Raw genomic sequence first — 26,905 nt, forward strand, 5'->3', positions numbered from 1 at the left:
GAAATTATATTGAAGAATATAACAATGATCGTTATCAATGGGGCCTAAATAAAATGACTCCGGTCCAATACCGGAGTCATCTAATAGCAGCTTAAACATGGTCTTTTTTAGACTGTCCATTTTATAGGTTACAGTTCAATTCTCTCCACTTCCTTCCTTTTATTTTTCTTACGTTTAGAATTAGTCAAAAATGAATAAAACCCATAATTACATAGCTTACCGATATTCTCTACTTCAACAGATACGATGTCGTCTGACTTCATTGGACAACTACCAGAAGGTGAACCAGTATCCAAAACATCACCCGGCTCCAAAGTTTCAGGGCGTTACCCCATCATTTGATTCTTCGATATAACCCTTCAGTTCCGAAAGGAACTGCCTGACCTTTACCTGAAGATTGTGACCAATCTCAATTTAAATCAGGAACATTTCGCACAAGTAAACTGCTTCGTTATTTAAAGAAGGAAAAAAAAAAGAGCGACTTCTCAGTCACTCTTTATTAACTATTTTTTGATCTTGGTTTATTCTGTTTGTAAATATAATCGATCCTGTTCATTGTCCTATATCCTAAAATACCAAGGATTACTGAATATATCGTTGTTAAAATTAAGCCAAGTATAGCAATCCAAAATAACGATGTTAACTTCTCTTTTTTGTTAAGCACACTAATAACCTCCACCAATTAATCGTTATTATCTTGCACTTATTTAGGGAGATTATTCCAAGATCAACAATTGGTATGTTTACTTGGAAATGCTAAATAAAGTACCTGGCTAAGATCTTGTGATAATTAAGTCTTTCTTCCATCAGGTTTCTCCCCGAATTTTTTGCCGAAATTCTCCATCATATCAAGTATTGGGATAAATTCACGCCCTTTAGTTGTTAATGAATATTCAACACGTGGAGGTACCTCAGGAAAAACCTCTCGTTTAATTAATCCATCTGTTTCTAATTCTCTCAACTGTTTTGTAAGAGAACCTTGTGAAATGTCCCATAAAAAAGCTTTAATTTCGCTATAACGACGTTCTTTTGTTTTTAAAAACCAAAGAATAAGATACTTCCAGCGTCCTGAAAGCATATTTTGGGTATACGCAATACCATAAACGTTTCTTTGCTCCTTAATAAACTCTTTTTCAAATCCATCCTTGCATATTCTAGCCATACTTACATCCCTTTTCTTCCATAAAGTACAAAAAAGTGTACTATATCATTTTTTATTGCCTACTTCAAAAGTAAGAGTAACGAGTTTATTATATTATTTATAACCAAAACACTCAATTACCTTAATGATTGCAAAAAAGGATTGTAGATAATTTCGTGTTGAGGCAATTAGAAAATTCGATAGCTGATATTAAATCATAATCGAACAAAATTATATATAGGAGGAACAATTATGAAATTTGGAATTATAGGTGCAGGAACGATAGGGTCAATTATTTCTAAAAAATTAGTTAAGAATGGACATGATGTCAAAATTGCAGATGCTCGAGGAATTGATCGTTTAGAAGGAAAAAAGATTGCTGGAACACCTGTGAGTGTAGAAGATGTAATAAAAAATATTGATGTTCTTATAATATCTCTCCCTTTTCACGTGATTCCAAGCATTCGCAACATTGTAGATAAAGCTGGAGATGAAGTAATTGTTGTAGACACTTCAAATTATTACCCTTTTAGAGACAATAAAATTGAAGAAATTGAGAACGGGATGGTTGAAAGTGTTTGGGTTTCAAATCAATTAGGTAGACCTATCATTAAAGGTCTCAACAATCAATTAGATTATACTTTAGAAAATAAAGGAACCCCTGAAGGTACTAGTGGTCGCATTGCCATGGCGATTGCTGGTAATAACCTATCACAAAAACAAATAATCATGGACGTAGTAAACGAGCTAGGCTTCGACGCAGTAGATAGTGGTTCTTTAAGTGATTCATGGAGACAACAGCCAGGAACTCCTGCATACTGCACCGAACTAACAAAAGAGGAACTAACGGAAGCATTAAAAAAGGCAAATAAAGAAAAAGCCCCATTCCTACGGGATAAGGCAATGGAGAAGTTTTCAGCTAGATTTTCACATAAAGATATTGTGAATCTAAACAGAGAAACATATCATTCATAATTTTAGGAAACTCATAATGATCATTGCTCTGGTATTTAATTTTAAATTGAATAGAAGATATAGGAAATTTGGAACCAAAAATAGTGATCAAAATAACCTTGATCACTATTTTGGCATATTTTAAATCTCTCTGTTCATCCACCTTGGATGTAACACTTTTAATATATAATGATGTTGTTAACAATTTTCATCGCCGTAAAAAAATTGTATTGTTGTTACACTAAACTGCTCCGTTAGCTAAATAAAAAAAGGCTGCCGCAGCAACCCTATGTTTAACTCTAGCACCCATTAGTGCAACAAGTACACATATAAAAATTTATTTCTAAATTGTGGAATCTTATTTTCTATCTACTACTCGACTAACTATTTCAGTTACGGTAGCCCTACTCATTTTTTCCTTCCCCTCTGTTAAAGTATCAAGTGTACCATGAGCAAGAGCTATCGGGATTTTACAAAAATTAAGTATCGGACCGGGTTTAATATCCTCCAAATAAACGTCAGCCAATGCTAGGTTACGTCGGGCGTACATAAACATATCTTCTAACTCCCATCCATCAGGAAAGAAATCCACACCTCGTTCTAAATCTTCAGCACGATTGCGAAGAATATTTACAGACTGCAAGCCACGACCGAAGGCTATAGCTAGATCTTTGTCCGTTTCAACAGCATCGTACCACTTCCAAATATCTGAGAGCATGACTCCTACCAAACCTGCAACGTAGAATGTGTATTCATTCAAACCTTCTTCATCCTGAATCCGCCACTCTTTTAAAGCCCAGTCCGCCATCCCCTTCGCCATAATAGATGTGGCATTCGAAATGCTCGCTACAATTGTTGGTGGACAAAGCTTTATCCAATCGCCAAATCGTAAGGTAACCTCCGGAAGGAGAGAGTTGTATGGGTGAAATAAAGCCATTAACTCCTTATTATTGAAGGGCTTTTTCAAGAGCAGGCTGATTGAACGTAATAGATTATGTTTGGTTTCCAATCGGAGTTGGGGGTGGTCTTCAATCTCGTCAATAGCTCTCATGCATAAGTAAGCGGATGTAACAGCTTCTTGTAATCCTGACGGTAGATGACTAATAGGAATAAAGAAGGTCCGGCTTGTCGCCATCAACATGTCTATTGCACTTCTATGTAGATTTAGTGCTTTGCTCATCTTGTTTTGTCCCCTTTTTTTGTCCTTAAAAATTTCCTAAATTTGTTTAATTTTAAATTGTATTATCCCCACTATATAAAATATTTAATAATAAACAAAATTTAAGCCCTTGTTACTCAATAAACCTGCCCGGATAGTAGAACAAAAAGGGATTGCCGCAGCAGTCCCCATCTTTAACTCTTGCACCCGTTACTTTAAGTACAATCTTTCACAATCTCTCCAAGAACCTGTACTTGAACAAGGAAATCGTCTAATCGTAAAACTCCATATGTGTTTTATCATTTTTGTAATAATCCAACCTGTCTTGTAAAGTGCCTGTATGAAATTCAAACTTATGACCGTCTGGGTCAGTAAAGTAAATAGACTTTTTATCTCTTTCGTCTCTTGGACGACCTGACAAGATGCTGACATACAATTCCTTTAATTTATGATACATATTATCAAAAGACCCAAGGGTAACGGGTTCGGTTTTGAAGTACAAAAATCCAATTAGAGGATAAAATCACAGAGAAATTAGCTTTTGAATTAACAAGCAAATTAACACAATAATAGACACAAAAAATGCTCAGGGCATAAAACTCTGAGCATTTTTCTATATTGGCTTATAGAATGAAAGCTAACCGTTAATTGAAAAATTTGTTGTCTATGATTCTTCAGTATCCTCGTCACTTTTATACTCCAAAATATCACCTGGCTGACAATCTAAAGCTTTACATATCGCTTCTAATGTTGAAAAACGAACCGCTTTTGCTTTCCCATTTTTCAGTATAGAAAGGTTCGCCATAGTAATTCCAACCCTCTCAGAAAGCTCCGTTACGCTCATTTTTCGTTTTGCTAACATCACATCAATATTAATAATAATTGCCATATCCTCCACCTCAGACCGTCAAATCATTTTCTGATTTTATGTTAATCGCTTCTTGTAGAAGCCGTTGGAGGATAGCAGCAAAAACGGCGATAACCAACGAAGCAAAAATGATAATGAGTCCCATTAATCCAATAGGAGGGTCAACTTTCTTCGCTATAAAATGAAAGAGTGGCAAACCTAATACATACAAACCACTGATTGTAATCGCACAGCACTTTATGTTCTTTAACGCCTTTACAGATAATTCCGAGAACGCTGTGTTCTCGTCAATGTACCGTAAAAGATTGAAAGCCTGATAGAGAGCAAAGTAAAAAGGCACAGCCGCTCCATACATCACGATGAAAACGAGATATTTCATTGGGGCAATATTTGGATACAATTTTGCTGCGAAATTCCCCATATGGGGCACTAAAAATATGCACAATGCAAGAACCGAGATTCCTATAAAAATAACAGCTAGCTTTAAAACGAGCGTCGTAACTTGTTTCATAAAAGCACCTCACTTAATTAATTTTAAATTGATTCTAAAACAAAATTTATTGTTTATCAATAAAAACTTATTGGTTTTAATTATATTATCATTGTTATAGATATATCCTTTAATTTTTTAAAAAAATAAAAAGCATTCCTGTATGATAACGAAATGCTGTATAACCTAAGCTATTCAATTTATAACTTATTCAATTAACCTGTACCCGTTAACCCAAGGGGTCTTTTTTTATATAGTTCCGAAGAGTGTTAAATTAAATAAAAACTTCTTCATCAACTATCCTGCATCTTTAGTTGAATAACAAAAAAGCTAGCAATATCAGCCAGCTCTTCTTGTATTACAATCCACTTGTTGAAAGAAACGCCTATTCTTCCATAAAAACTCGCGCGTAGTATTCCGTTTCTTCATCTAGTTTGTTGTCTTTTCTCAATTCCTCAATAGTTTCCTTTCGGTCATCTTCAATCACTTGAAAACTTCCTGAAACATTTGGTGTTTTCCCTTTGTTTTTATCCATACTTTCACTCCTACATTTCATCTTGTTTATATTAGGGTATTCATTTCCCTTTTCATTTTGTGTTTAATTTATAACTTTATTCAAATGCTCATTATGGTTTCTTCTTAAGCTAACCTGCTTAAGTTAGTCGAATAATAAAAAGCTACCAAAATGGCAGCTGAATCTACAACTCTTGCAACCGTTAGTTAAACAACATCTTACGATAATTTGTCAATTAAGGATTTTTGGGAGGTGAGAGCACTAATACAGAGTTTGCTTTTGTGTCCCATCTGTTTTTATTCGATATACCATTTTCTCCGTTCTTGTGTAATAAATCCAATCGTCGAAAATGTTTGTGTTTGTTACAAAATGTTCATTTAAAAAAGTTTTCAGGTTTGTATTGTTATTGCCTAGCTTCAATACCCTTTTTTGAAGCTGTTTCGGGAATCAATAGCGTTTGGCCAATATATATGATCGGGCTTACGAGATGATTTAAGAAAACAATACTTTCCACAGAAGTATTGAACTTCAATGCTATTGAATATAAATTATCAACTGGTTGAACAACATAACTAAGATTAAGGTTTCTGTTCATTATTGCACCCTCCTTATGACAGATTACATTATTTATCGTATTATTCTGTAAAAGGAAAAGTGCCTAATTGATTTTACATCCGTTAGCTCAATATAAAAGGAGATGCCGCAGCACCCGATAGTTTAAGTACAATTCTTCACAAACATTTTTACAAAAGTTAAATAAGAATTATGAAAAAGAGAAGCCCCTATTTCTATTTCGAGCCCTCAACGTATCCAATAAAATATTTAACTAAATTTAATACCATAACTACGCATTGCCTCTAAGCTACCTTCATAAGTAAAAATTCCATTTTCGATTAAATTTCTAACCCTATATTCTAAAAAACTATCACCGATATACTGAAAAATATGTCCATACACTTCACCAATTAACCTTGCACACTTTATATATCCCTTTTTCTTACCAATCAGCTTCTTGGCTTTTTCAATTATAAAATCATCGTAATAGTCTTCAGGAACAAACTTTATTTCACCGTTTTCCCAAATTCTTAAGGTTGCAGAATTTCCAGAAAGTTTTAACCACTGTATTTCAACCTGTTTACGCTCTGTGTCAGATAAATTTTTTTGATTTTCTTGAGTATAGTTGTAAATGGATTGTAATTCTTCAGTAAGTATTCCCCCTGAAAAAAATGGGATGTACTTTTTAGATTTTTTCTTAAATAATTCTCTATACAATTGCCCAGTATTAACGATAAAGATATTATTTTTTCTTTCCCTTAACAAGTAAATTGTAAAAAGAAGTCCTGTTTGTTCATGAGCGTTTCCTGAAACCCATATGTAAATTGGAATATTTTCTGGAATAGAAACTAATCGAGCAATCGTTCCTTGAAGTTTATCACAAAAATTTTCTGTTTCTTCTTCAATTCGTTCTAAGTTGTTTTTTATCCATTTAAATCTTTCTTTTTGACCATTTTCTGTGTCCAAATTACCTAATGGGGCAACAGCAAAATTATCTTCGAAAGTAACAATAAATTCTTCCTCGTGTATGTTTATTTCTTTTAATGTATGTCTTAAATATGGGTATCCAAAATTGATGTGAACTTTTTTGTAATCGCCTTTATCGAATATATTTTCATTTGGGTCTTGTGGATAAAGAATGTGGTTATAAAATTCTTTAAGGTCTTTTGAAAACTCAACTAAAGAATATTCCCTTTCCTCTAACAGTCCTATCCTAAAAAGAATAAGTTGCAAGTATGAACTTACTTCCCGTTCTGGTAAGTCTTTAACTATGTTTTTAATCTCAAAAATATCCACATAAAAAACTCCTTATCTTATTGAGCTGTTCATATGTTCAGTATATCAAACCACTAAGTGTAAATTCTAAATCCTTATCCGTTAATTGGATTTAGTTTCCTTCTACAACAAACCTGTTCCTTTAGTTCAATAAGAAAAGCCGCCTGAATTGGCAGCTGAACTTTACCCTTGTAGCTGTTAATAGAAAAAGGTAAAGAAATCTATTTTCTCTTACATATATTAATCGTTAGTTCCTAATACATCTGTATTTGGAGGTTCATAACCCATCTGACGTATCATAGCTACAATTTGTCCCTTGTGGTGAAATTCGTGAGTTATAGTATGCATTATTAATTTACCAGGGGTAAATGTTATAATGTCTGTTTCATCTCTCCAAGGAATCCTTCTTTGAATTGGCTCAGATAATTGCTTTCCGTGTAATTCAAATACCTCATTTACAAAAGAATCAACCTGTTCAAAGCGTATTTTTATATCGTCCAGTTTCAATTTCTGTCGTTCATCCTTTGGTGTAATTGGCTTCTTTGTTTTTAATAAAACAAATGAGCCGAGCCACGCAATATAACAATCTGCTATGTGAACCAATGAGTCTCGCACACTTTCCCAACCGTATCCATTTTGGCGAGTAAAATCATTTTGATTAAGTTCCTTACAATAGTCTAGCACCGTTAATCGTGTCTGACGAACCCATTCATATTCGTTTTGATGAAACATCATCAATACACCCACTTTCTTATAATGATAATACATATTCTAGATATGTAAAAATAAACCCTCTTCCACGAACCTGCCCAGTTAGTTTAAGTACATTACTTCACATCTTCTGCAAGGAGTAAATATTTTGGAGATTTTGATTACTCATAAAAAAGATCGTAAAAAAAGACGATCTTTTAATTAATGCAAGAGGTTAGTTAATATGGCTCATTTATAAAAATTAACAGATATTTAGACATTCATTTCGATAAATTTAATTACTTTAGTTGCTGTATCAAATGCTTTTCTACTTTCCAAGAATTCTACTAATTTATTGTTATGAAATAAAAAACTCCCCAGCAATGCTGGAGAGTTAACAAACTTTACTTTTCTTTTTTGGATAAACAACGATCACAATCCATCAAATAACTTTCTGCTTGCTCTTGCATATGCTGCCCGCATTCAGGGCACTCCTTTTTTGGCAAATTTCGGAAAAATTCAACCGGACTAATTAACATTTAAATCTCCTCCTTCATTAACACAGTTCGTTGTTTCTTGTCTTGTTATAGTACAGTATAAGCAAAAAAGAGAAAAAAGTATAGACCTTTTTTAAATAAATAATAAAAGTTTTAATATTTTCATCAAATCTATTTTTACCTTATATATCCCAATCGAAATCCTCAGTATCTTCATCCCATTCCGAGTTAGGAGATAGAAATCTCGGAAGCTACAACTATTGTATTATCTAAGGTAATTCTCCACGAACATTAAATATGTAATACATATTCTGGTGTTTCTTGGGTTCTGCCTCTTCTGTTTATTTGAATCATATCCCCGAACCCCATCCAAAAAAGGTTAGATGCTCTTCCAGCATTTTGTAATTTCAAACCCAATAATTTACATAATTCAACACGAATTACTTCTTTCATACCTGTTCCTTGTACTGGATTTTATTTAAGGAATGCACCTGACAGCTTAATAACCTTTTGAACTAATCACTGAAATCGTTAGATATTATCTCTATCTCTTTAAAATCATAAAAGTCTCCATCGCTTATGAATTTTTCAATTTCTACTGTACCATCATTCATAAACTCAACTTCCCAACGTTGCCCTAGAACAGTAATTTCAACCATTATAGCTTCATCTCTTACTTTATTTAGCTTATAAAATATATTACTTTCTTCCAGTTTATTAAGGAAATTGATTAACTCCTTAATCCCCACCAGTTCCATTTATTGCAGTATCAAGTCTTGCATAAATGATTAGTAAAAGACTTTTAGCAAATGATTCATCTAACTGTTTAATTTTTCCCCTTACTTCTTCAATCTTTAACAATACAAACACCTCTCAATAAATGTTACTAACGTAATCCGTTAGTCCAATGAGAAAAACGCTGCCGCAACAGCCTTACTTATGTAACTCAAGCACCCGTTAGTTTAAGTGAAAACTTTCACAATCTCTTTAAATTTTAAAATCGCAGAAATGCAGAAAATCTCGTTAACAACTTAAACTAACTTAAACAGAAAGTTATTTTTGATGAATTTACTTAAAATCACTTCCGTAACGAATTAAAATAACTTATCATATAATTGAGGAGGTTACTAATGAATCAAGAAGAACGATTAATACGCATCCTTAATTATTTAGAATCTCATAAAACAATGAACATTAAACAAATGTGTGAAACGTTTAATATCTCACGTGATACGGCAAGACGAGACATAGTTAAACTTTCACAAAATAAAGCAGTGGTTAGAACCTATGGTGGAGTTTCTTTAGCATCTTTTCATAAGAAAATTGTTAATTATCAAGAGCGATCACAGACTGAATTTGAAATGAAAAAATTAATTGGAAAGAAAGCAGCAAATCTGATAGCTGACGATGAAATGATTTATCTAGATGTTTCCACCACAGTTAATTTTATTGCTCAATCCTTACAGTCAAAACCTGTTACCATTGTGACAAATTCAATTGATACTGCGTATATGTTAGCACAATTTGAAGATACCAAGATTCAACTCTTAGGTGGAACATTAAATAAGTCAACTCGACATATCACTGGATATTCAACTATTGAAAAACTTAAAGATTATCACTTCAATAAGGTCTTTATTGGAGCAGCAGGTATTACTGAGAAAGGTTTATACTATGCCCTTGAAGAAGATATACATTTTAAGCGTGAATTAATAAAACATTCTGATCAAGTTATTTTATTGGCTGATCATAGCAAATATAATCATCTCCAGAATTATAGAGCTTTAACATTCGAATCAATTGATACATTTATTACAAATGAAGTTCCACCTAATGATTTATATAATGTTATGGAGAAATATGGTGTTGAAGTAATAATTGCAAGTAAAGATTAAAGCTGGGAAGTATATCAGAGTTTTTTTCATAATTAATCAAGAGGGAGAGAGAGAGAGAGAGTAAGTATAATACGATTATTTTTGATGTTAATGGAACGCTGATAGATACAGAAATCATTTTATTTGGTGGTGTTTAAGAAAATGCGTAAAAAATTTATTGTCTTTGACATTGATGGAACATTATTAACAACAGAAATGAAGATTCTCGATAGCACCAAACAAGCTTTGGTTTCTCTTAAAGAAAAAGGGCATGACATCGGCATTGCGACAGGAAGGGACTACGCAACAGCAATATCAATCGTTGACGAGCTTGAAATTGATACCTATGTTTTATGTAATGGTTCAGTCGGGTATGTTCGTCATGAATTAGCACATGAGGAAATATTTTCAAAAGAATCTATTATTAAACTAATCGAAATTGCGACGGAAAACAATGATCAGATTGTGTTCCAAACAGCGAACGGATTAAAAAGACATTTCGAAGAACCTGGAGAGTCGTTAACTAAGGCTTACGATAGTTTAGGATGGACACTCCCTGACTTTGATGAAATGTATTGGAAACAAAACCCCATTATTCAAGCTATGCTTTTCTGCAAGCCAGAAGATCTTCAAAAATACGCTATCAAAGATTTCAGATATGTGAGTTGGCACAAATTTGGTGTAGATGTCATCCCTAGTGAAGGATCGAAAGCAACAACCATTTTGAAAATCGCCGAACAAAATGGATTTAAGCGTGAAGATATTGTCTTTTTCGGAGATGGAATCAACGACATTGAACTAATGGAACTTTCAGGAATTGGGATTGCAATGGGAAATGCTGAAACAGAAGTTAAAGAGAAAGCCAATTTAATCACAGATTGTTACAATGAACATGGAATTTACAATGCTCTTAAGAGCATGTCATTAATATAAAAAGAGAAAGACTATTAAAAATTAGGCTCTGTTAAATTTTAATGTTGATTTTATATAATAATTAAGGGAACCTTCATTTGACGAGGTTCCCCATTCTTTTTGAATTAATTGGTTAGTAAAAAAACTTGATGGTATATCTACCTGGAAGTTCAATCGAAATAGACGGGATCTTGTGGATTATGTAAATGTTTAAAAACCAAATTAATTTGTGATTCCGTATTTCTATCTATTGATAATGATGGTAATTCATTCTCAGGAAAAAACTGAACTGCACTCGTTTCAATACCTTCTTTCGGGTGTCCGCCAATTACTTCACATTGAATAAACATTTTGTAAACGTGATATGGGGAAGGGGGATGTGGATGACATTTCTTGTCCATCACAGCAATCAATTTTATTGTTTTAACATCAAAACCTGATTCTTCTTTTACTTCCTTGATCGCAACTTCGCCTGGAGTTAATCCAATATCTCCCCAACCTCCAGGTAACGACCAGCCTCCACCATCGTTTTCTCTCACCATTAATATTTTATTATCTCTAAATACAACAGCCCTAATATCAACCTTAGGAGTTGCATACCCAGTCTCATTTGCAAAAAGTTCTTTTATAACTTTATGGTCTACATTTGTATACTGCGTCAAAATTTCAACACTTATATTTCTTATTAATTCGAATCTTTCCAAGTCATACACGTCTTTAGAATAAGTTAATCCTGCCTGTGCAATGGATTGAAGTTGTTTTGCCCATTCTAACCATTTAGGTTCCAATCTTTATTCACCACCAATTGATTTTTACCTAATTTTACCTTACTTTTTATGAAAATTAAACTTCCCCTTATTCAACTAACCTGCTTCGTTAGCACAATAAGAAAATGTGATCGCCGCAGCCTTCCCATCTTTAACATAAGCACCCTTTATTGGAAGAAGGTGGATTGTTAGGTTTTAGGGTGAAGTCGATTATCAAACATTCCGTATTTTACTATAACAAATCATAATGTTTTTAATTTTTTACATAACTTTAACATCAATAATTATACGAATAATGGTATAATTATTGAAAAGGCTTACAATCATTGGAGTTTGAGGTGAATATAAAATGGATTTCTATGAAAAGTTACCTGAAGAGTTATTAATTCGTTTTTACTATGAAATTATTAATAATATTGAAAAAGGTATTCTTACGAAAAATATGTATTATGAAATAGGAATAATTATTTCTGTTGGTAATCGGAGAGGAATTTCCTTAGACCAACCTTCTGATTTTAATGAAGTGATTAATCAGCAAGCCTTAAATGATTTATTACAATCAGAACAAGTTGGTACAAGGTGTAGTTCTCAGATTGCCTAGCCCTTATTTGTTTAATGTTATAATTTAACTAAATTTACTTCCATAAATAAAATTGACTTTTAATTTTAAAAATGGGTGCTGCCAGATAAGGTAACACCTTTTCTGATTCTACGGCTGGGAGAGGAAGGTCGCTGAACTATGGTGCGTTAGAGCCCATCCGTTAGTCTGACTCCACCGACCACGGTGCACCACTGACTGTCGCTCCCTTACGGGAAGCACACATGGTAGATTAATCCTATTCTGGTTGATGTACCAGCCTCTAATTATAACAATTGCCGTAGAGAGGATATTTTCAATGGATGTAGTCATTGAAAGAGCATGCGGTATGGATGTCCATAAGGAGAATATTACTGCCTGTATTATGACACCTAAAGGCAAGGAGATTCAAACGTTTTCTACTAAAACTGTATTTCTATTACAGTTGGTTGACTGGATTAAACAACATAATAGTACCCATGTCGCTATGGAAAGCACGAGTGTTTATTGGAAGCCGATTGTGAATTTACTTGAAGCTGAGGATATTGAGTTTTTAGTTGTGAATGCCCAACATATGAAGGCAGTTCCAGGGCGTAAAACAGATGTGAAGGATGCTGAATGGATCGCCAAACTTCTTCGTCACGGACTGCTCAAAGCAAGTTATATTCCAGATCGGAATCAACGTGAACTAGTTCGATATCGTCGAAGTATTATCGAAGAGGTGCCAGACAACATAATCGAATTCAAAAGGTATTAGAAGGCGCGAACATTAAGTTGGGATCGTTGTTTCTGATGTGTTGGGTGTTTCAGCCCGTGATATGCTTGACGCCATTGCAGATGGTGAAGAGGATCCTGAAAAACTAGCAAACTTCGCTCGACGTACTATGAAAAAAAAGAAAGAAGAATTGGAACTCGCTCTTAAACGGTATATCAACTCTCATCAAAGCCTCATGATAAAAACCATTTTAGGACATATCGATTTTTTGACTGAGCAAATCAATATGTAGGATCAGGAAGTTGCGGCAAGAGTGAGCTCCAAGCAAGAAGATATAGAACGTCTGGATTCCATTCCAGGCATAGGAACAAGGATGGCTGAGCAAATTCTATCCGAAATTGGGACTGATGTGAAAAAACAATTCCCCACTGCAGCTCATATGTGCTCTTGGGCAGGATTAGTTCCTGGGCAAAATGAAAATGCTGGAAAAAGAAAATCAGCCAAAACTAAAAAAGGAAATAAGTATTTAAGATCGGCGTTAACAGAAGCAGCTCATTCAGTAAAAGGATCCATAAACTATCTCGGAGCACTGTATAGACGTACAGCATCCCGAAAAGGTAAGAAACGTGCTGGTATTGTAGTCGCTCACGCAATGGTATCAAAAAAAATTCATTATTATAGCAAATATGCCAAACAATATGAGTAGTATTCCAAACATAAATATCCCTGTTACATATTCAAATATTGTAAAGAAAAAGGCTACCTTGTTTATCTTACTTCGCTCTTCAAATAAAAATTTTAAACCATCTTTAACTTCATAAAAACTAAGTGAGCTTAAACCGAATCCAACAATAATGCAACTAATTCCTACATATAAAAGTGTCATAATCTATTTTCTCCAATCAAAAGGTTTGTACTAGCCTCAATAAGAGAAATAGAAGTATTGTTATTTAGTTACCAATACATACTGCCTCTCTCTAAATGAAAACCGTTCACTTAATTCATCAAATAAGCGTTTTTCGTTTAATATAAAATTTCCTATATCATTAATGAAATGCTTTGTTTTTAAGTTAACAACAACATTTAGTATATCGTTCTTTTCTTTCAGTTCATCACCATCCAAGCAAGTATATAATTCTATACTTTCACCGTTGGAAAGATTTTCATTTATATACTTAAATAAATCGCTATAACATTTTCTAGTATTACGACAATCAAGATGATACACAAATGGGTTGGAAAATTTCCCCCTTATTTCATCATAACCTTCTAAGTCCCATACTGATATGCCAAAAAGGTCATCTTCTGTCTCATAAATAATCATATTCTCAATCTGTATAGGGTTTTGTCCAAAATCACCAGTTGGAATCTCCCTATTTGAAGCTATATAATGATGTACTGTCAAAATTCTCGCCCCTTTTATTAAAGAAAAAAGACTGCCGAAACAGCCCATTTGTTGTTAAACTAAAGCAGCCGTTACTTTAAGTGCAATTTTTCACAATCTCTCCAAAGGAACAGTACCCTCCAAAATTATTTCCCCCTATATTTAAATAAATCATTTAGAGGGGGATTGATGCTGAGTTACTCTGTCCTATTTTGATAGAAGAGGTAAAGCCCAAAGTCTTGCATAACGGAGGTGTGCCCCATTTGTCGCAACATAGTAGCTATATTGCCACGGTGGTAGGATCCGTGAGTGACAACGTGTAGTACTGTCTCAGATATAGAAGTTTCAAGTAACCCAGCATATGGGTTATCAACTACAATCAACTTTTCAATATCTTTTTGACTGTCCAGAAGTGCTTTGTATCGTTCGGATAAGTCTAGAAATATTCCTTTCATTTCCTTAATACTTTTCATTTCCACCTGTTCTCTTAATTGATTCGTGGTCGCCATTGCTTCATTCATACTTTTACCTGAGATAATGTCAAACCAAGTATAATCTGTGAGAAAAATGTGAGTCAACACCTTTGATACCGAAGAAAAACCACTCTGAATATCCTGATGATAAATATCCTGTGGAAGTTCTCTCAAACGGTCCATTATAACTCCATTTGCCCAAACGTGGTAGTTGTACAATTTTAAAACGGGGTGTGTCATATTAATTTTCCTCCATTTCTATTTGTTCTTCCTTTGTGACAAACGGCACTTAAAAATCTAAATTTTGGAAAAACCATTAACTTATATATTCTGTTTTATTAAAAAAAATTCCTTTAACTAAACTCCCACGTTACTTTAATAAGAAAAAGCCACCAAGTATGGCAGCTCGACCTTAAGCATAAGTCCCTTGTTGAAAAATACAGCACTGAATTAATTAATTTTACAACAGATTTTACACCCTTTTTTTATACTCTAACCAACGAATAAATTTTAAATTACCGAATAACAGCCCATATAAAAAAGGATAAGAAATAGCAGATAACCATATATTCCAATTCTTATGATAAAAGAAACCCATTTTTAGACATAACCATTCGTAAAGGGTAGAAAGAACAGACCAAAATAATATATACATAACCTTATTAATTAATGGACGATTAAAGGGATACCAATTAATAATAAGCATAGTTGCAGCTGGATATATCCCTAAAATAACAAGTAAGGTTTTTGCCTCCACAAAATAAGGTTCGAAAAATCCGTACATATTATATTTATCCGTAAATCTATCAGCTAGCTCGGCAGTAAATAAGCCCCAAAAAATGCTGGCGTAATATTCAATAAGTGGTAAATTTTTTTTCATTAGGAAAGCAGCCAGGTTAAACACAACAATGGATACATAAAGAAACCACATAGAATACATCCCAATCTTAAACACAAAATTAAGTTCTTTTCTAGGATATACATCTAGGAATTTTTTTATAAAAAGTTGCAATGGAACATTGGTGCTTGTTTCACTAGTCGAGTAGAAGGGAACCTTTCTACCTTACGGTAGATTGTGTTCCTCCCTCCGGGTAGAAAGGTCGCCCAATTGGCGACTCAAACCCCCACAGAACCCGGCGTGCGGATTTCCCGCACCGGGCTCTTCAGAAATTGCTTCACAGTTTCGCGTACATCTTTAATTCCGAAAATGGAATTGAAAGTTTAGGACGCTCTAGAGGAAAAATCGACTTAATCTTATTGAACTTTTCCCACGTTATATAGCTCTTTTGGCTTCTACTACTTAACATTCTTCTCCAATAACGTTCCGTAATATTATAGATTTTTGTTATTGACCGAAGATTGCCAGCCATACCATAGTAATTGTAATGACCTCTAAGAATTTGATTTATCTTCTCAACTTGGTCTTTTATAGACCAATGTCTGATAGTACGAAGTACTTCTTGTATTTTATTTACACTCCGCTTAAATCTGGTCTTTTCAGTTTTCCTACCTACCATGAAATTACCCTTACGGTTTTTTGTACAATAATGTGTAAAACCTAGGAAGTAAATCGTTTCTAATTTCTTTCCTTTTTGCAGGGCATGTTTACTGGCAAACCGTCCAAACTCTACTAACCTAGTCTTATTAGGTTCAAGCTCTAATGAGAATTTCCTTAATCTTTTCACAAGGACTTTCCCAAACCTTATTGCATCTGAACGATATTGAAAACACACTACAAAATCATCGATATATCTTATTAGATATGACTCACCTTTGAGTCTTGGTTTTATTGCTTTCTCAAACCACAAATCCAATACATAGTGAAGATAAATGTTGCTTAACAGTACACTAATTGAACCACCTTGCGGTGTTCCTATTTCACTGACGTGAATATCCTTACCTTCCATTACACCTGCTTCAACCGCTTCCCCATGTAATAGGCTCTCCCTATCTCAGAGTACTATCAGTTAGTAAGACTTCCAATAAACCATCGAATTCTCCTTGCTTTGTAGGCTTGTTGAATTCTTATCTACATCCTGTAGAAGTTCATTGGATCTCCCTTGTTCCCAAAGGAATCCATTGATGACATGCCGTAGGTACGAATCCCGGGAGTAATGAGAATGACCTTGCCTTTGGCGGTTATTTCATTATTGCCTTCCCCATTGAGAGAAAAGGTCGGCTACTCCACATCACGTTCAATTTCGGGACTAATTATCCTCTTCACTTTATTCCGGCCTGCCACCTTCCTGTCTACGCTTCGCAGTGAACGTTACCGTGCACCACGCAAGACTCGGTACAAGACTGCTGGCTAAGCATTATCTAGACGACTATTTCAAGTCGCATGTATTCCTTGAGCTTTCAAGGCGCAACCCTCACAGGACCGTGCTTGCGCTATTTACGCACACGGCTCCTCCTAGTTACCATTCACAAAATGTTGCTATTCTCTTAGATTGAGATTTTGCTAATTCTGCTATCCTTAGTAGTTTTGTTTCCATTTATCCCTACCTCTGAGTGTTGTAAATGTTTCCCTAGTAAGAACGATAACTGGTAGCTAGCCTTTCCTCCATCGGCATTACCCAACTTCGTTGGTACTACGCTGCTATCCGACTCCCTACACAGCATTTGGTTTCCTTGCTTTTTATCGCTTATACACCATACTCTTCTAACAAGAAAAGACCGGTAGGGTCTCCCGAGTTGCCGTATCATATCGATGTGTACTGTGCCAAGGTCCCACCCGCTATATGATACTACCTAGGCTCGGCCGCACACCTGCTTCGTTAGTGAAATAAGAAAACGGATAGCCGTAGCCATCCCATCTTTAACATAAGCACCCGTTACTTAAGTACAATTATTCACAATCACAGCTATTGAAGTAATTGTTTAATTATTACAAAGAATCAAATGATTTAGCATTGCTAATTCGATAAGCAATTAAATAGATAATAATGTAAATTGGAAAGGAATAAAAAACACTCCATTTTACAGTAGTATAAAATCCAATCCATTCAAATAAAGGTTCACCTATAAAAGAAGTCAATGCGGAATAAATAACAGCTTTAAATAAGGGATTTAGAGTTGGCTTAAATTGTAGCCAAAGCATAAGCGTTACAGGAATTAAAGTAAAATCCCAAGGTAAAAATGTTGGAATGGTAGGCAATACTCTCCCAGAATAATGCCAGAGCCCAAAAACAAGTCCTAAAAAATCAAACCAAGAAGCTACACTTAATCCAAAACCTCCAGCTAAAAGCAATCTTGCTTCACTTCCACGCTTTCGCAGTATTATCCATACAAGCCAAGGAATGATTGATAAGGCTACTGAAAGCCAAAATTCCCATCGCCATAACGTATTTTCAATCCAATAGTTTAGATAATCCACTTCGACTTGATGAATTCTTTGAAAAAACTTATCAGAACTTATAATTTCTTCTTTTCTAATCAGTGGTGTCATTTTAAATCCACCTTAAAAAATAATATAACCCCAGTATTCCCCATCCTTGTTCAACTATCCTCCCTCTATATAGAAAGGAAAATCTCTCGATTTCTCTCATTTTATCCAAATTACGTGATAGTTTGTTTTAATATTCATTTGAGTATTGGAATAATGATGTATTCAAGGATAATTTTGGGGACAAAATGAAAAAGCGACTGATAGTTGTTTTACTGACTAATCCGTGCTTCAAATGTTTAAAACAATCAACCTACTAAATAATTTCAATTTAAAAAAATAAATTAAGCTGCTACCTGTAAATCAGCCATATGAGTTGAATTGTTTAATTCCCTCTTGAAGTAACCTGCTTCGTTAGTTCAATAAGAAAAGCTGCCACAGTTACCTCTCCATTCTTGGTTAGGTCAAGCTTGGCAGCCTTTGCTCTTCAGTTTATCTTCTTATTGTCTTTACTATTTACAATAATTTCATAAGGCTCATTATCTAATATTGGCGATATGTCCTCGGATTGTAGAAATTCAACAATCATTGATTCGATTTCAGTTCCAAGTGCTATAGCTGTTGGATCAGAACTTAAGATAGAGGTACTTATTATAAAGCTCAACGGTTTATCTTTGCTAAATGGTGTATTCAAAATCTCCGAAATCTCACTAAAAGGTTATCCTTGATAGTATTTTAGTAATAGAACAGTTTTTTCATCTTCATTTAGTGCGTCTAACAAATCTTGTAGATATACTGTTCGTATTGCCGAAATAGCCCCAAAAAAACTTTATCGTTATCCTCTGGAATTCTGTGATTGGACTCAATTATGTTGTTCACCTTCCTTTGTTTTTTATGTATATCTATTAGACGGAAACCTTCCTATTTTAGCCGAAGGTTTTTTAACAAATCCTAAAATACTTAGTCATTTTTGATAAGACTTAAAAGCAGAAAAGTAGTTCTACTATCAGACAGAACCTTAGTAAAAATACTAAGCAATTGCGACCTTATAGGCAATGAAAAAAGAATCTTCGATTGGAAGATCCTTTTTTACTTCATATTAAAGTAAAGCACCCATTAGCCATCCATGAAGCGCAAAAATCGCACTTCACCACAGAGAATGAAAATAGTCAGGAAGTGTCAATACTGATACTGACCTTAATCCAGTCAACCAATTCATAGACTTATTAATTAACACTCTTCTCTTTTTTTTAACGATTGAGCAGGGTCTTCTTAAATATTGCCATTTTTCCAATTTAGAGGAAACTTATTATCATGGTAGTTTAATAAACTATTTCGCTTTTGAAACGTAGAATCCTGTTCCATTTTCTTGTGGTACAAATACCTTAAACCCAGTTGGCATATTTTTTAGCATTTTCTCTACCCTATTTTGTTCTTCTTTTGTTATAACTGTGGTAGTATCGGTTTGTTCTGCTAATTTAGGTTGTTCTTCTGCTGAAACCTTTGTGCTTTGTAAGTTTTCCGCAAAACAAACTGATAACGCTAAAACTCCTGCAAAACCAAGAGTTAAAACTAATTTCCTTTTCATATGAAAACCTCCTAAAAATCACCAGTAGACAAGCTAATACTACTATACATATTTACCATAAGTAAAATGATGTTACTTTTTAATAAAAAAGCGTCTCCACTTTATTGTAGAAACGCACCCGTTAGTTGAACAAAGAAGGTTATCAATATCTTAAAAATTAATTGAATGTATGTTGAGAGAAGGAAAGATTTTATGGGGCTTTGCTATTTGATAGAGCCCTTTTTACCTGATTTTTATCTTCTAGCTATCATCTCGATTTCAACCTCTGCACCAAGAGGTAGGGATGACACACCTATAGTTGTACGAGCAGGATATGGCTCAGAAAATTGTTTAGAATAAACTTCATTCATTGCTGTGAAGTTATTCATATCAGTTAAGAATACATTCACTTTTTCAACATTATCAGGAGTTAAACCTGCTGCTTCCAATACATTGAAAAGATTCTTAAAACATTGATTTGTCTGTTCTACAATATCACCTTCTACAAGCTTTCCAGTCTGTGAGTCTACTGGGGTTTGCCCAGATAGAAATATTAAATCTCCTGCTTCAATTGCATGTGAGTAAGGACCAACAGCAACAGCTCCAGATGCACTAAAAGCCTTTCTTGACATATAAAATTCCTCCTTAGATATAAAGAAAAAAAATAGATATATGACGAAATTGTAAGGTATAGGGAATATATAAACAATACAACCGTCCTTCCAAACAATGCCTGCAAATACCCACCTTAAAGTACAATATCACAAACTTTCACCTACATATGAAAAAGACTGTCGGAACAGCCTAACCTTATTGGTTTAAGTACACATTTTTGGAGTGATTATCATTTAATGTTTAGATGACAAAGCTGAAGTTCGTCTAACATTATCAACAACTTTTTATAATCAGATAATGTTTCTTTATCTTCAACTTTAAAACCAGATTTAAAAAATAAAATATCCCCTGTTCCATCGTTAATTTGATTCCTTGCTTCGAGAATTCGTTTTAAGTTCTTGGCAGTTCCAATACTCCCAGAAATAATGTCTACTCCTTCTGGAAATATTTTCTGTATACTATTTTCAAAATAAGGGAAATGGGTACATCCAAGAACAATCGTGCCGTATTGCTTTAAATCAAACGAAGATAGTTTTTCTTTTAAATCGGGTACAACTTTCTCTTCTCTAAATTCAAAATTCTCAGCGAATTGGACAAGACCAGGAAGAGGTAGACTTTCAACAATATCGTGATGATCTATACTTTTCACAAGGTTATGAAACTTTTCCTCACTGAGAGTCAAATTAGTTGCCAACACTAATACCTTTTTTCGTTTTCCCTCACAGCTTTGAACAGCAGGTTTTACGGCTGGTTCAATACCCAAAATAGGGAAATCGTACTTTTGGCGAAGGTCATCCACTGCAATACTGGTTGCTGTATTACAAGCAATGACTAATGCTTTAATTCCTTGATTAGCCATAAAGTCAACTGCATTAAATATATATTCCCGTACCTCTTCTTTTGTTTTTTCACCATATGGAACGTGTAAGGTATCCGCATAAAATATGTAATCTTCATTCGGTAAATACCTCAATGCTTGATGAAGTACAGTCATACCACCTATTCCAGAATCAAAAAAACCTATTCTCACTACTTTCACTCTTCTCTTAAGTTAACCCTGTATATTTTATAACTTGTTCTTTCAAGTACCATTTTTTCAAACATGGTCATAAGTAGTTGCGTTTAAAGGATTAGAAAACAGAGTAATACAAAGCTAACATTATCATAATTTTACAAGTGTTCTTTTGAAACAACTACCCCTGCTAAATCAATTCCAGGTACAAATGGGTAGGTCTTGACGATGTTACCATTAGGAATAGTAGCGAGACTATCTTTATAGTTGACACCAGAATAATGGACGTGAATCAATACTTCTCCCTCTGGTAAATCTTGAAGCATTAGCTTTTGAAGTTTTACAGAAGATTAGTCTTCTTGTTTATTTACAACTAGTGCATCAAAGGGTTGTAGCATTGCTAGTACTCCTTTCTATAAGAAAGGTCTTATAAAATACAGTATTTCAATACTGATATATCAATGATAACTCCATTTATCTATATGGCATAATACATAAAATAGATAATTGCCATCTGATTTTTCGATACCTAAAAAAGAGGGAAAAGTGGAGAGTGGATTTAATAAGGCTTTTTAGCCTATTAAACATCGTTTTTCGTAGGTCATAGCTAACCTGACCCGTAAATCAGGACAATAAAAAAGGGATCGTAATCCGCAATCACGCTCCAATTAAGGCACCCGTACTTGTTTAAGTGCAATATCACAATTTTTTTGGATAGTGAATTACTTCCCCATAAAAACTCTTTTTTAAAACAAGCACTCCTAATCACTTATCATAGCTATAAATTTTAATAAAGACGTAGGTACATACTTATCTTTTCTATAAATGAATACTGTTTTGACTTTTCCGTATGGAGTCGGAAGCGTATGCTGTCTAAGAGTTCCTTCTTGTATTTGTTTTGCAACAACACTTTGTGGAACCATACTTAAACCTAGACCAGCAGATACACACCCGACGATTGCATCCAGGGTTCCAAATTCCATTATCTTTTTAGGAATCACTCCCTCTTGGTGTAGCCATTGTTCAAGCTTTTCCCGATAAGAACATCCAGTACGGAATACAAGCAGTGTCTTTGTTTGAATATCTCTGATAGAAGATAAAGGAGGATGAATTATATCTGTTATGAGTACCAATTCTTCTTCGATTACATCCTTTTGAATGAGATCTGGGTGTTCAATAGGTCCAGCCACAAATGCTCCATCAAGGTCATACTGAAGAACTCTTTCAATATTTTCTTTCGTGGGCCCTGTTTTTAGGGTTAGTTCAACTTCGGGATTGTCTTTAAGGTATTTTGAAAATAGGGCTGGTAAACGAACAGCGGCAGTTGTTTCCATAGAACCAATAATTAAAGGACCTTTTGAGGTTTGATCATCATTCATCACGTTCTTTGTTTCTTCTACAAGATTGAATATTTTTTCTGCATATGTTAGCAACATGCTTCCTTTGGCAGTTAGTGCAGTACCACGATTATGTCTATGAAAAAGGGTTGTTTGAAGATCCGATTCCAACTGCTGAATTTTCATCGTGATATTAGACTGTGCATATTGAAGTTCTCTTGCTGCTTGTGAAATACTCCCCAACTTTGCAACAGTCTGGAAAATTTTTAATGTATGTAAATCCAAAATAATCTCCCCTTAATTTGAAATATCCTTAGCCATCATTTAGAGTGATACCAAATATCATTTTTAAGTATTATACCATATAACAAAAAAGCAATATGATTTAAATATCCTACATTTTAACTGGAGGTTAATATTGTAATAAAGACACATTCTAAAAACATTATTGAAATTTGAAGGGAGAAACAAAATGCCATTATTTGCTTTGATTTAATAGAAGGTAGAAACGAAGAAACGCTAAAAAAATTATTGGATTCGGCTCACCGTGCGATGGTGGAAGCTTTCCAAGTGCCTGAAAGTGACCGTTATCAAATAGTTCATCAACACCCGCCTCATGAGCTAATAATTGAGGATACAGGACTAGAGTTTAAAAGAAGCAGAGACCTTGTAATTATTAGTATTGTTAGTAAAAAAAGAACCGTTAAAAACCTTATAGTCACTTCTAGCCCATAAACTTGAATCTGATTGTGGGATTTCTCCACAAGATTTGATCGTTTCTATAACAGAAAACAGCGATGCCGACTGGAGTTTCGGATTAGGATAAGAACAATTTCTAACAGGTTCATTATAGCTTATAAAGATATGCTTTATATTTGGAGGTTTTAATTTGAAGAAGCAAACTTATCTTTTTTTAATAGGAGGAATATTGTCTTTAATCATTGCCATGGGGATTGGAAGATTTGCCTATACTCCTATTCTTCCACTTATGCAAAAGGATCTTTCTTTTTCAAATACAGTGGCTGGTTATATTGCCTCAAGTAATTACGCAGGATATTTGCTTGGAGCAATTTTAGCAGGTGCTATTCCCCTGAAACAATATAGAACGATTTCCTTAAGAATTTGTCTTATTGTCAGTATCTTAACCACTGCCATAATGGGTCTAACATACTCTCATTTCCTTTGGTATGTACTTCGATTTCTATCGGGAGTTTCCAGTGCTTATGTGTTGGTTCTAGCCTCTGGTATCGTGTTAGATAAACTTGCTTCTATAAACAAAACAAGTTGGTCTGGTTTATTTTATGGAGGGGTAGGTTTGGGAATCTGTTTGTCCAGTCTATTTATTCCGAGTTTAAACCATTTATATCAGTGGGAAGGAACTTGGACAGGATTAGCTGTTGTTAGTGGAATCCTTGCTTTCTTCGTATGGATCTGGCTCGATGATAACTCAAACGCTGTTGAAAAGAAAGCTAAACAACAAATTTTTGCAGAAGTCCCCCCCACGAAATGGCTCCTATGGTTGATTATTGCGTATGGTTTAGAAGGATTGGGTTACATTGTTACGGGTACGTTTATCGTATCTATCGCTGAAAAGACCTCATACTTTCACAAAGGTGCCACCTTAGTTTGGATGATGGTTGGATTGGCTGCGATTCCATCCTGTCTCATCTGGTCTTTACTAGCTAAAAAATGGGGATTCGTTAAATCCTTAGTTCTTGCAATGGCATTGCAAGCTTTGGGTATGGCGATGCCAGCCTTTTGGAGTTCGAAAACAAGTTTTATCATAAGTGCTTTATTATTTGGAGCCACGTTTATGGGTATCACAACGCTTGTTACAACAATGGGACGACAAATGAATCCATCTAATAGCGGTCGAACGATTGGGATTCTGACCGCTATTTATGCTATTGGACAGTTGATAGGACCAATCCTTGCTGGAGTCTTATCATCATTCACTAATAATTTTAATACTGCTCTGATAGGAGCATCTTGTGTGGTATTAATTGGGGCAGCAATGCTTTTAAATGGAATTCAATTTGAGAGGAAATCCAAAGGAATATTAAGTGAAAATAACTACGAGGTGTGAAATTATGTTAAATAATAAAATTACAGAACTTTTGAAAGTTGAGTATCCGATTATTCAAGCTCCAATGGCTGGCGGAGTAACCACTTCGAAATTAGTGGCGGAGGTTTCAAATTCTGGGTGTCTAGGAATGATTGGTGCAGGTTATATGACACCTATTCAAATGCGAGAACAAATTAAGGAAATAAAGCAGTTAACTTCAAACCCTTTTGGTATTAATCTATTTGTTCCTAACGAATTTAAAGTTACTGGGAATGAAATAAAATCGGCTAACCAGATCTTAAACCCTATTCGTCAGCAATTGAATTTACAACCAAAAGATAGCTTTAAAATTTCAAATTTTAATGATGTTTTTGAAACATTTATTGAACAAATTAAGGTTGTAATTGAAGAAAAGGTTCCTATTTGTTCTTTTACATTTGGTATTCCTTCTAAAGAAGTGATTGCTGAATTAAAACAATCTAACATTATTCTGATGGGAACAGCCACAACGGTTGAAGAAGCAGTTGAAAATGAAAAAGTAGGAATGGATATTGTTGTGGCACAAGGCAGTGAAGCTGGCGGACATCGTGGGAATTTTATCAATAGATCACTAGAAGGTTTGATTGGTTTAATGTCATTAATTCCACAGGTTGTAGACAATGTAAGCATTCCTGTTGTTGCTGCTGGTGGAATTATGGACGGGAGAGGGTTAATGGCTTCTATTTGCTTAGGAGCAAAGGGTGTACAAATGGGCACAGCTTTCTTGACTTGTATTGAAAGTGGGGCACACAAGGTTCATAAAGAAGCCATCCTTAATGCTAACGAAAACCAGACTGTTTTAACTCGTTCATTTTCAGGAAAATGGGCAAGAGGGATAGAAAATAAATTTATTTTAGAAATACAGAAGCACGAACGGTTTTTACCAGATTTCCCTGTTCAAAATACACTAACCCAGGATATTAGAAAGACTTCTAGTGCACAAAACAATCAAGATTTCATGTCACTTTGGTCTGGTCAAAGTCCAAGATTAGCCAAAAGCCAAACCGTTGAATCATTAATAAAAAATATTATTGCAGAAGCTATAAAAATAAATTCATATATTTATATGGAATAGTTGTATTCTTTTAATGATTGCCCAGGAGGGAAAGAGATGAAAAACTACCTGCTTAAACAATTAAGATTTGTTCGAGAAAACACAATTAATTGCGTGACAGAAATGAATGATGAAGCATCACTGTTTATTCCAGAAGGATTCAATAATAATATAAAATGGAATCTAGGACATATATATGTTGTGCAAGAAAAGTTTGCATTTTATTTTATTAAAGAAAAAATGATAATGCCGAATAACTTTTCGGAATTATTCACTACTGGCACAAAGCCCACCAATTGGGGAGATCAGGCGTTACCAACGATCAGTGAATTAATCCAATTATTGGAAAATCAAATCGACAGGATTGAACAATCATTGGAATTTCGGCTAAAAGAAGTTTTCGAGACGCCTTTTACTACGTCAACAGGTCTTACTATATCAACAGTTGAAGAATTACTCAGTTTTTGTTTATATCATGAAGGTATGCATTTTGCTACGATAAAATCGTATAAACGAATTATTCAGAATGAGAGAGAGAAAGAATAAGGGTATTAGAACAACCAAAATGTCCTACTTCTTAAACAATTATTAAATAATTTTATTTTTAGCACCGTCATAAAAATGGACGGTGCTAAATGTGTTAAGCTTAAAATTAAAATTATTAATATCACTCTTTAAGCCTCTTAAACAGACACTTTCTTCTAATTTTTATTTTTGCTTTGTTAAACTACCCTGCCCTTTTAGTGAAAAAGCGTTCCCGCCAAATTGCGGAAACGCACCCGTTAGCCATCCTTGAAGCGCAAAAAGCGGCGCTTCACCACAGAGAATGAAAATGGTTAGGAAGTGTCAATACTGATACTGACCTTAATCCAGTCAACCCTAATCCATAAACTTATAATTATCGCTCTCCTCTTTTTTTAACGATTGAGCAGGGTCTTCTTAAGTATTGTCATATTTCTAATCTTGAAGAAACTTATTTTCATGGT

General features: G+C 34.3%; 31 protein-coding genes and 4 pseudogenes. 10 read left to right on the plus strand and 25 right to left on the minus strand.

From position 1 onward, the window contains the following. Nucleotides 1-95, plus strand: a 95-nt coding sequence (locus J7E66_RS01475) for an IS3 family transposase (protein ID WP_214997721.1), incomplete at its 5' end; no start/stop codon positions are given. Nucleotides 96-128: 33 nt separating this feature from the next. On the opposite strand, the gene J7E66_RS32235 is transcribed toward J7E66_RS01475, so the two are convergent. Both J7E66_RS32235 and J7E66_RS01485 read right to left on the minus strand, forming a co-directional pair. Beyond that, complete coding sequence (locus J7E66_RS32235) at nucleotides 129-314, minus strand: hypothetical protein (protein WP_374103816.1); 186 nt, start codon at nucleotides 312-314, stop codon at nucleotides 129-131. A 476-nt stretch (nucleotides 315-790) separates the two neighbouring features. Further along, a complete protein-coding gene (locus J7E66_RS01485) occupies nucleotides 791-1,162 on the minus strand; it encodes a winged helix-turn-helix transcriptional regulator (protein WP_214997695.1) in 372 nt (123 codons plus the stop codon). Between the two features lie 231 nt (nucleotides 1,163-1,393). Between J7E66_RS01485 and J7E66_RS01490 the strand changes: the two genes are divergently transcribed. Next, nucleotides 1,394-2,116, plus strand: coding sequence for an NADPH-dependent F420 reductase (locus tag J7E66_RS01490; protein ID WP_214997696.1), 723 nt, complete (start codon nucleotides 1,394-1,396; stop codon nucleotides 2,114-2,116). 337 nt (nucleotides 2,117-2,453) lie between these two features. Here J7E66_RS01490 and J7E66_RS01495 read toward each other — a convergent pair whose 3' ends face one another. From J7E66_RS01495 to J7E66_RS32240, 12 genes and pseudogenes are all read right to left on the minus strand, one after another. Further along, on the minus strand, nucleotides 2,454-3,275 hold the full coding sequence (locus J7E66_RS01495; RefSeq protein ID WP_214997697.1) for a squalene/phytoene synthase family protein: 822 nt from the start codon (nucleotides 3,273-3,275) through the stop codon (nucleotides 2,454-2,456). Between the two features lie 250 nt (nucleotides 3,276-3,525). After that, nucleotides 3,526-3,720: pseudogene (locus J7E66_RS01500) on the minus strand (VOC family protein); the annotation flags it as partial. A 198-nt stretch (nucleotides 3,721-3,918) separates the two neighbouring features. After that, nucleotides 3,919-4,143 carry a helix-turn-helix domain-containing protein gene (locus tag J7E66_RS01505; RefSeq protein ID WP_214997698.1) on the minus strand — a complete coding sequence of 75 codons (225 nt, stop codon included), beginning with the start codon at nucleotides 4,141-4,143 and terminating at the stop codon, nucleotides 3,919-3,921. Between the two features lie 10 nt (nucleotides 4,144-4,153). Further along, the gene (locus tag J7E66_RS01510; protein ID WP_214997699.1) at nucleotides 4,154-4,633 is read right to left on the minus strand and encodes a DUF2975 domain-containing protein; all 480 of its coding nucleotides are present in this window, start codon (nucleotides 4,631-4,633) and stop codon (nucleotides 4,154-4,156) included. Between the two features lie 364 nt (nucleotides 4,634-4,997). Next, nucleotides 4,998-5,147: a hypothetical protein gene (locus J7E66_RS01515; RefSeq protein WP_214997700.1), complete on the minus strand. Its 150-nt coding sequence runs from the start codon at nucleotides 5,145-5,147 to the stop codon at nucleotides 4,998-5,000. A gap of 240 nt (nucleotides 5,148-5,387) precedes the next feature. Further along, on the minus strand, nucleotides 5,388-5,546 hold the full coding sequence (locus tag J7E66_RS32725) for a DUF5050 domain-containing protein (protein WP_214997701.1): 159 nt from the start codon (nucleotides 5,544-5,546) through the stop codon (nucleotides 5,388-5,390). After that, the gene (locus J7E66_RS01525; protein ID WP_214997702.1) at nucleotides 5,530-5,721 is read right to left on the minus strand and encodes a LysM peptidoglycan-binding domain-containing protein; all 192 of its coding nucleotides are present in this window, start codon (nucleotides 5,719-5,721) and stop codon (nucleotides 5,530-5,532) included. Before J7E66_RS01525 ends, J7E66_RS32725 begins: the two co-directional genes overlap by 17 nt. Nucleotides 5,722-5,948: 227 nt before the next feature. Further along, nucleotides 5,949-6,977 (minus strand): DUF1835 domain-containing protein, encoded by a 1,029-nt coding sequence (locus tag J7E66_RS01530; RefSeq protein ID WP_214997703.1) that lies wholly within the window; start codon nucleotides 6,975-6,977, stop codon nucleotides 5,949-5,951. A 219-nt stretch (nucleotides 6,978-7,196) separates the two neighbouring features. Next, nucleotides 7,197-7,691 (minus strand): DinB family protein, encoded by a 495-nt coding sequence (locus J7E66_RS01535; protein ID WP_251032697.1) that lies wholly within the window; start codon nucleotides 7,689-7,691, stop codon nucleotides 7,197-7,199. A gap of 359 nt (nucleotides 7,692-8,050) precedes the next feature. Continuing rightward, on the minus strand, nucleotides 8,051-8,185 hold the full coding sequence (gene yhfH / locus J7E66_RS01540; RefSeq protein ID WP_214997704.1) for a protein YhfH: 135 nt from the start codon (nucleotides 8,183-8,185) through the stop codon (nucleotides 8,051-8,053). 473 nt (nucleotides 8,186-8,658) lie between these two features. Further along, nucleotides 8,659-8,901 (minus strand): hypothetical protein, encoded by a 243-nt coding sequence (locus J7E66_RS01545; protein ID WP_251032698.1) that lies wholly within the window; start codon nucleotides 8,899-8,901, stop codon nucleotides 8,659-8,661. After that, on the minus strand, nucleotides 8,882-9,004 hold the full coding sequence (locus tag J7E66_RS32240; protein ID WP_285289193.1) for a hypothetical protein: 123 nt from the start codon (nucleotides 9,002-9,004) through the stop codon (nucleotides 8,882-8,884). The genes J7E66_RS01545 and J7E66_RS32240 overlap by 20 nt, the downstream gene beginning before the upstream one ends. Before the next feature lie 269 nt (nucleotides 9,005-9,273). Between J7E66_RS32240 and J7E66_RS01550 the strand changes: the two genes are divergently transcribed. Further along, nucleotides 9,274-10,038, plus strand: a complete 765-nt coding sequence (locus J7E66_RS01550; protein ID WP_214997705.1) for a DeoR/GlpR family DNA-binding transcription regulator — start codon at nucleotides 9,274-9,276, stop codon at nucleotides 10,036-10,038. A gap of 141 nt (nucleotides 10,039-10,179) precedes the next feature. Continuing rightward, a complete protein-coding gene (locus J7E66_RS01555) occupies nucleotides 10,180-10,950 on the plus strand; it encodes a Cof-type HAD-IIB family hydrolase (RefSeq protein ID WP_214997706.1) in 771 nt (256 codons plus the stop codon). 149 nt (nucleotides 10,951-11,099) lie between these two features. Here the strand turns inward: J7E66_RS01555 and J7E66_RS01560 are convergent, their stop codons facing one another. Beyond that, the gene (locus J7E66_RS01560; RefSeq protein ID WP_214997707.1) at nucleotides 11,100-11,717 is read right to left on the minus strand and encodes an NUDIX hydrolase; all 618 of its coding nucleotides are present in this window, start codon (nucleotides 11,715-11,717) and stop codon (nucleotides 11,100-11,102) included. 328 nt (nucleotides 11,718-12,045) lie between these two features. On the opposite strand from J7E66_RS01560, the gene J7E66_RS01565 reads away from it, so the two are divergent. Both J7E66_RS01565 and J7E66_RS33050 read left to right on the plus strand, forming a co-directional pair. Beyond that, nucleotides 12,046-12,297, plus strand: a complete 252-nt coding sequence (locus J7E66_RS01565) for a hypothetical protein (RefSeq protein ID WP_214997724.1) — start codon at nucleotides 12,046-12,048, stop codon at nucleotides 12,295-12,297. Between the two features lie 295 nt (nucleotides 12,298-12,592). Then, nucleotides 12,593-13,667, plus strand: a pseudogene (locus J7E66_RS33050) (IS110 family RNA-guided transposase); the annotation flags it as partial. 267 nt (nucleotides 13,668-13,934) lie between these two features. Here the strand turns inward: J7E66_RS33050 and J7E66_RS01575 are convergent. From J7E66_RS01575 to J7E66_RS01625, 10 genes and pseudogenes are all read right to left on the minus strand, one after another. After that, entirely contained in the window at nucleotides 13,935-14,393 is a 459-nt protein-coding gene (locus tag J7E66_RS01575; protein ID WP_214997708.1) for a hypothetical protein, read from the minus strand. A 176-nt stretch (nucleotides 14,394-14,569) separates the two neighbouring features. Then, nucleotides 14,570-15,085, minus strand: a complete 516-nt coding sequence (locus J7E66_RS01580) for a DinB family protein (RefSeq protein WP_214997709.1) — start codon at nucleotides 15,083-15,085, stop codon at nucleotides 14,570-14,572. Between the two features lie 232 nt (nucleotides 15,086-15,317). After that, nucleotides 15,318-15,776 (minus strand): CBO0543 family protein, encoded by a 459-nt coding sequence (locus tag J7E66_RS01585; RefSeq protein ID WP_214997710.1) that lies wholly within the window; start codon nucleotides 15,774-15,776, stop codon nucleotides 15,318-15,320. 244 nt (nucleotides 15,777-16,020) lie between these two features. After that, a complete protein-coding gene (locus J7E66_RS01590) occupies nucleotides 16,021-16,752 on the minus strand; it encodes a reverse transcriptase domain-containing protein (RefSeq protein ID WP_214997711.1) in 732 nt (243 codons plus the stop codon). Between the two features lie 980 nt (nucleotides 16,753-17,732). Then, nucleotides 17,733-18,293, minus strand: a complete 561-nt coding sequence (locus tag J7E66_RS01595; protein WP_214997712.1) for a CBO0543 family protein — start codon at nucleotides 18,291-18,293, stop codon at nucleotides 17,733-17,735. A gap of 1,267 nt (nucleotides 18,294-19,560) precedes the next feature. Further along, on the minus strand, nucleotides 19,561-19,818 hold the full coding sequence (locus J7E66_RS01605) for a hypothetical protein (RefSeq protein WP_214997714.1): 258 nt from the start codon (nucleotides 19,816-19,818) through the stop codon (nucleotides 19,561-19,563). A 233-nt stretch (nucleotides 19,819-20,051) separates the two neighbouring features. Then, nucleotides 20,052-20,429 carry a RidA family protein gene (locus J7E66_RS01610; RefSeq protein ID WP_214997715.1) on the minus strand — a complete coding sequence of 126 codons (378 nt, stop codon included), beginning with the start codon at nucleotides 20,427-20,429 and terminating at the stop codon, nucleotides 20,052-20,054. Between the two features lie 212 nt (nucleotides 20,430-20,641). Continuing rightward, nucleotides 20,642-21,442 carry a glutamate racemase gene (gene murI, locus J7E66_RS01615; protein ID WP_214997716.1) on the minus strand — a complete coding sequence of 267 codons (801 nt, stop codon included), beginning with the start codon at nucleotides 21,440-21,442 and terminating at the stop codon, nucleotides 20,642-20,644. Between the two features lie 149 nt (nucleotides 21,443-21,591). Next, nucleotides 21,592-21,822: pseudogene (locus tag J7E66_RS01620) on the minus strand (alcohol dehydrogenase catalytic domain-containing protein); the annotation flags it as partial. 363 nt (nucleotides 21,823-22,185) lie between these two features. Next, nucleotides 22,186-23,046: a LysR family transcriptional regulator gene (locus J7E66_RS01625; RefSeq protein ID WP_214997717.1), complete on the minus strand. Its 861-nt coding sequence runs from the start codon at nucleotides 23,044-23,046 to the stop codon at nucleotides 22,186-22,188. Nucleotides 23,047-23,238: 192 nt separating this feature from the next. Between J7E66_RS01625 and J7E66_RS01630 the strand changes: the two are divergent. The 4 genes and pseudogenes from J7E66_RS01630 (at nucleotide 23,239) to J7E66_RS01645 (ending at nucleotide 26,465) form a co-directional block, all read left to right on the plus strand. Next, nucleotides 23,239-23,587 (plus strand): annotated as a pseudogene (locus tag J7E66_RS01630) (tautomerase family protein). Between the two features lie 63 nt (nucleotides 23,588-23,650). Next, a complete protein-coding gene (locus tag J7E66_RS01635; protein WP_214997718.1) occupies nucleotides 23,651-24,847 on the plus strand; it encodes a YbfB/YjiJ family MFS transporter in 1,197 nt (398 codons plus the stop codon). Nucleotides 24,848-24,851: 4 nt separating this feature from the next. Further along, nucleotides 24,852-25,940: an NAD(P)H-dependent flavin oxidoreductase gene (locus tag J7E66_RS01640; protein WP_214997719.1), complete on the plus strand. Its 1,089-nt coding sequence runs from the start codon at nucleotides 24,852-24,854 to the stop codon at nucleotides 25,938-25,940. A 36-nt stretch (nucleotides 25,941-25,976) separates the two neighbouring features. After that, a complete protein-coding gene (locus J7E66_RS01645) occupies nucleotides 25,977-26,465 on the plus strand; it encodes a DinB family protein (RefSeq protein WP_214997720.1) in 489 nt (162 codons plus the stop codon). Nucleotides 26,466-26,905 lie beyond the last annotated feature (440 nt).

The organism is Bacillus sp. ISL-7, from assembly GCF_018613065.1.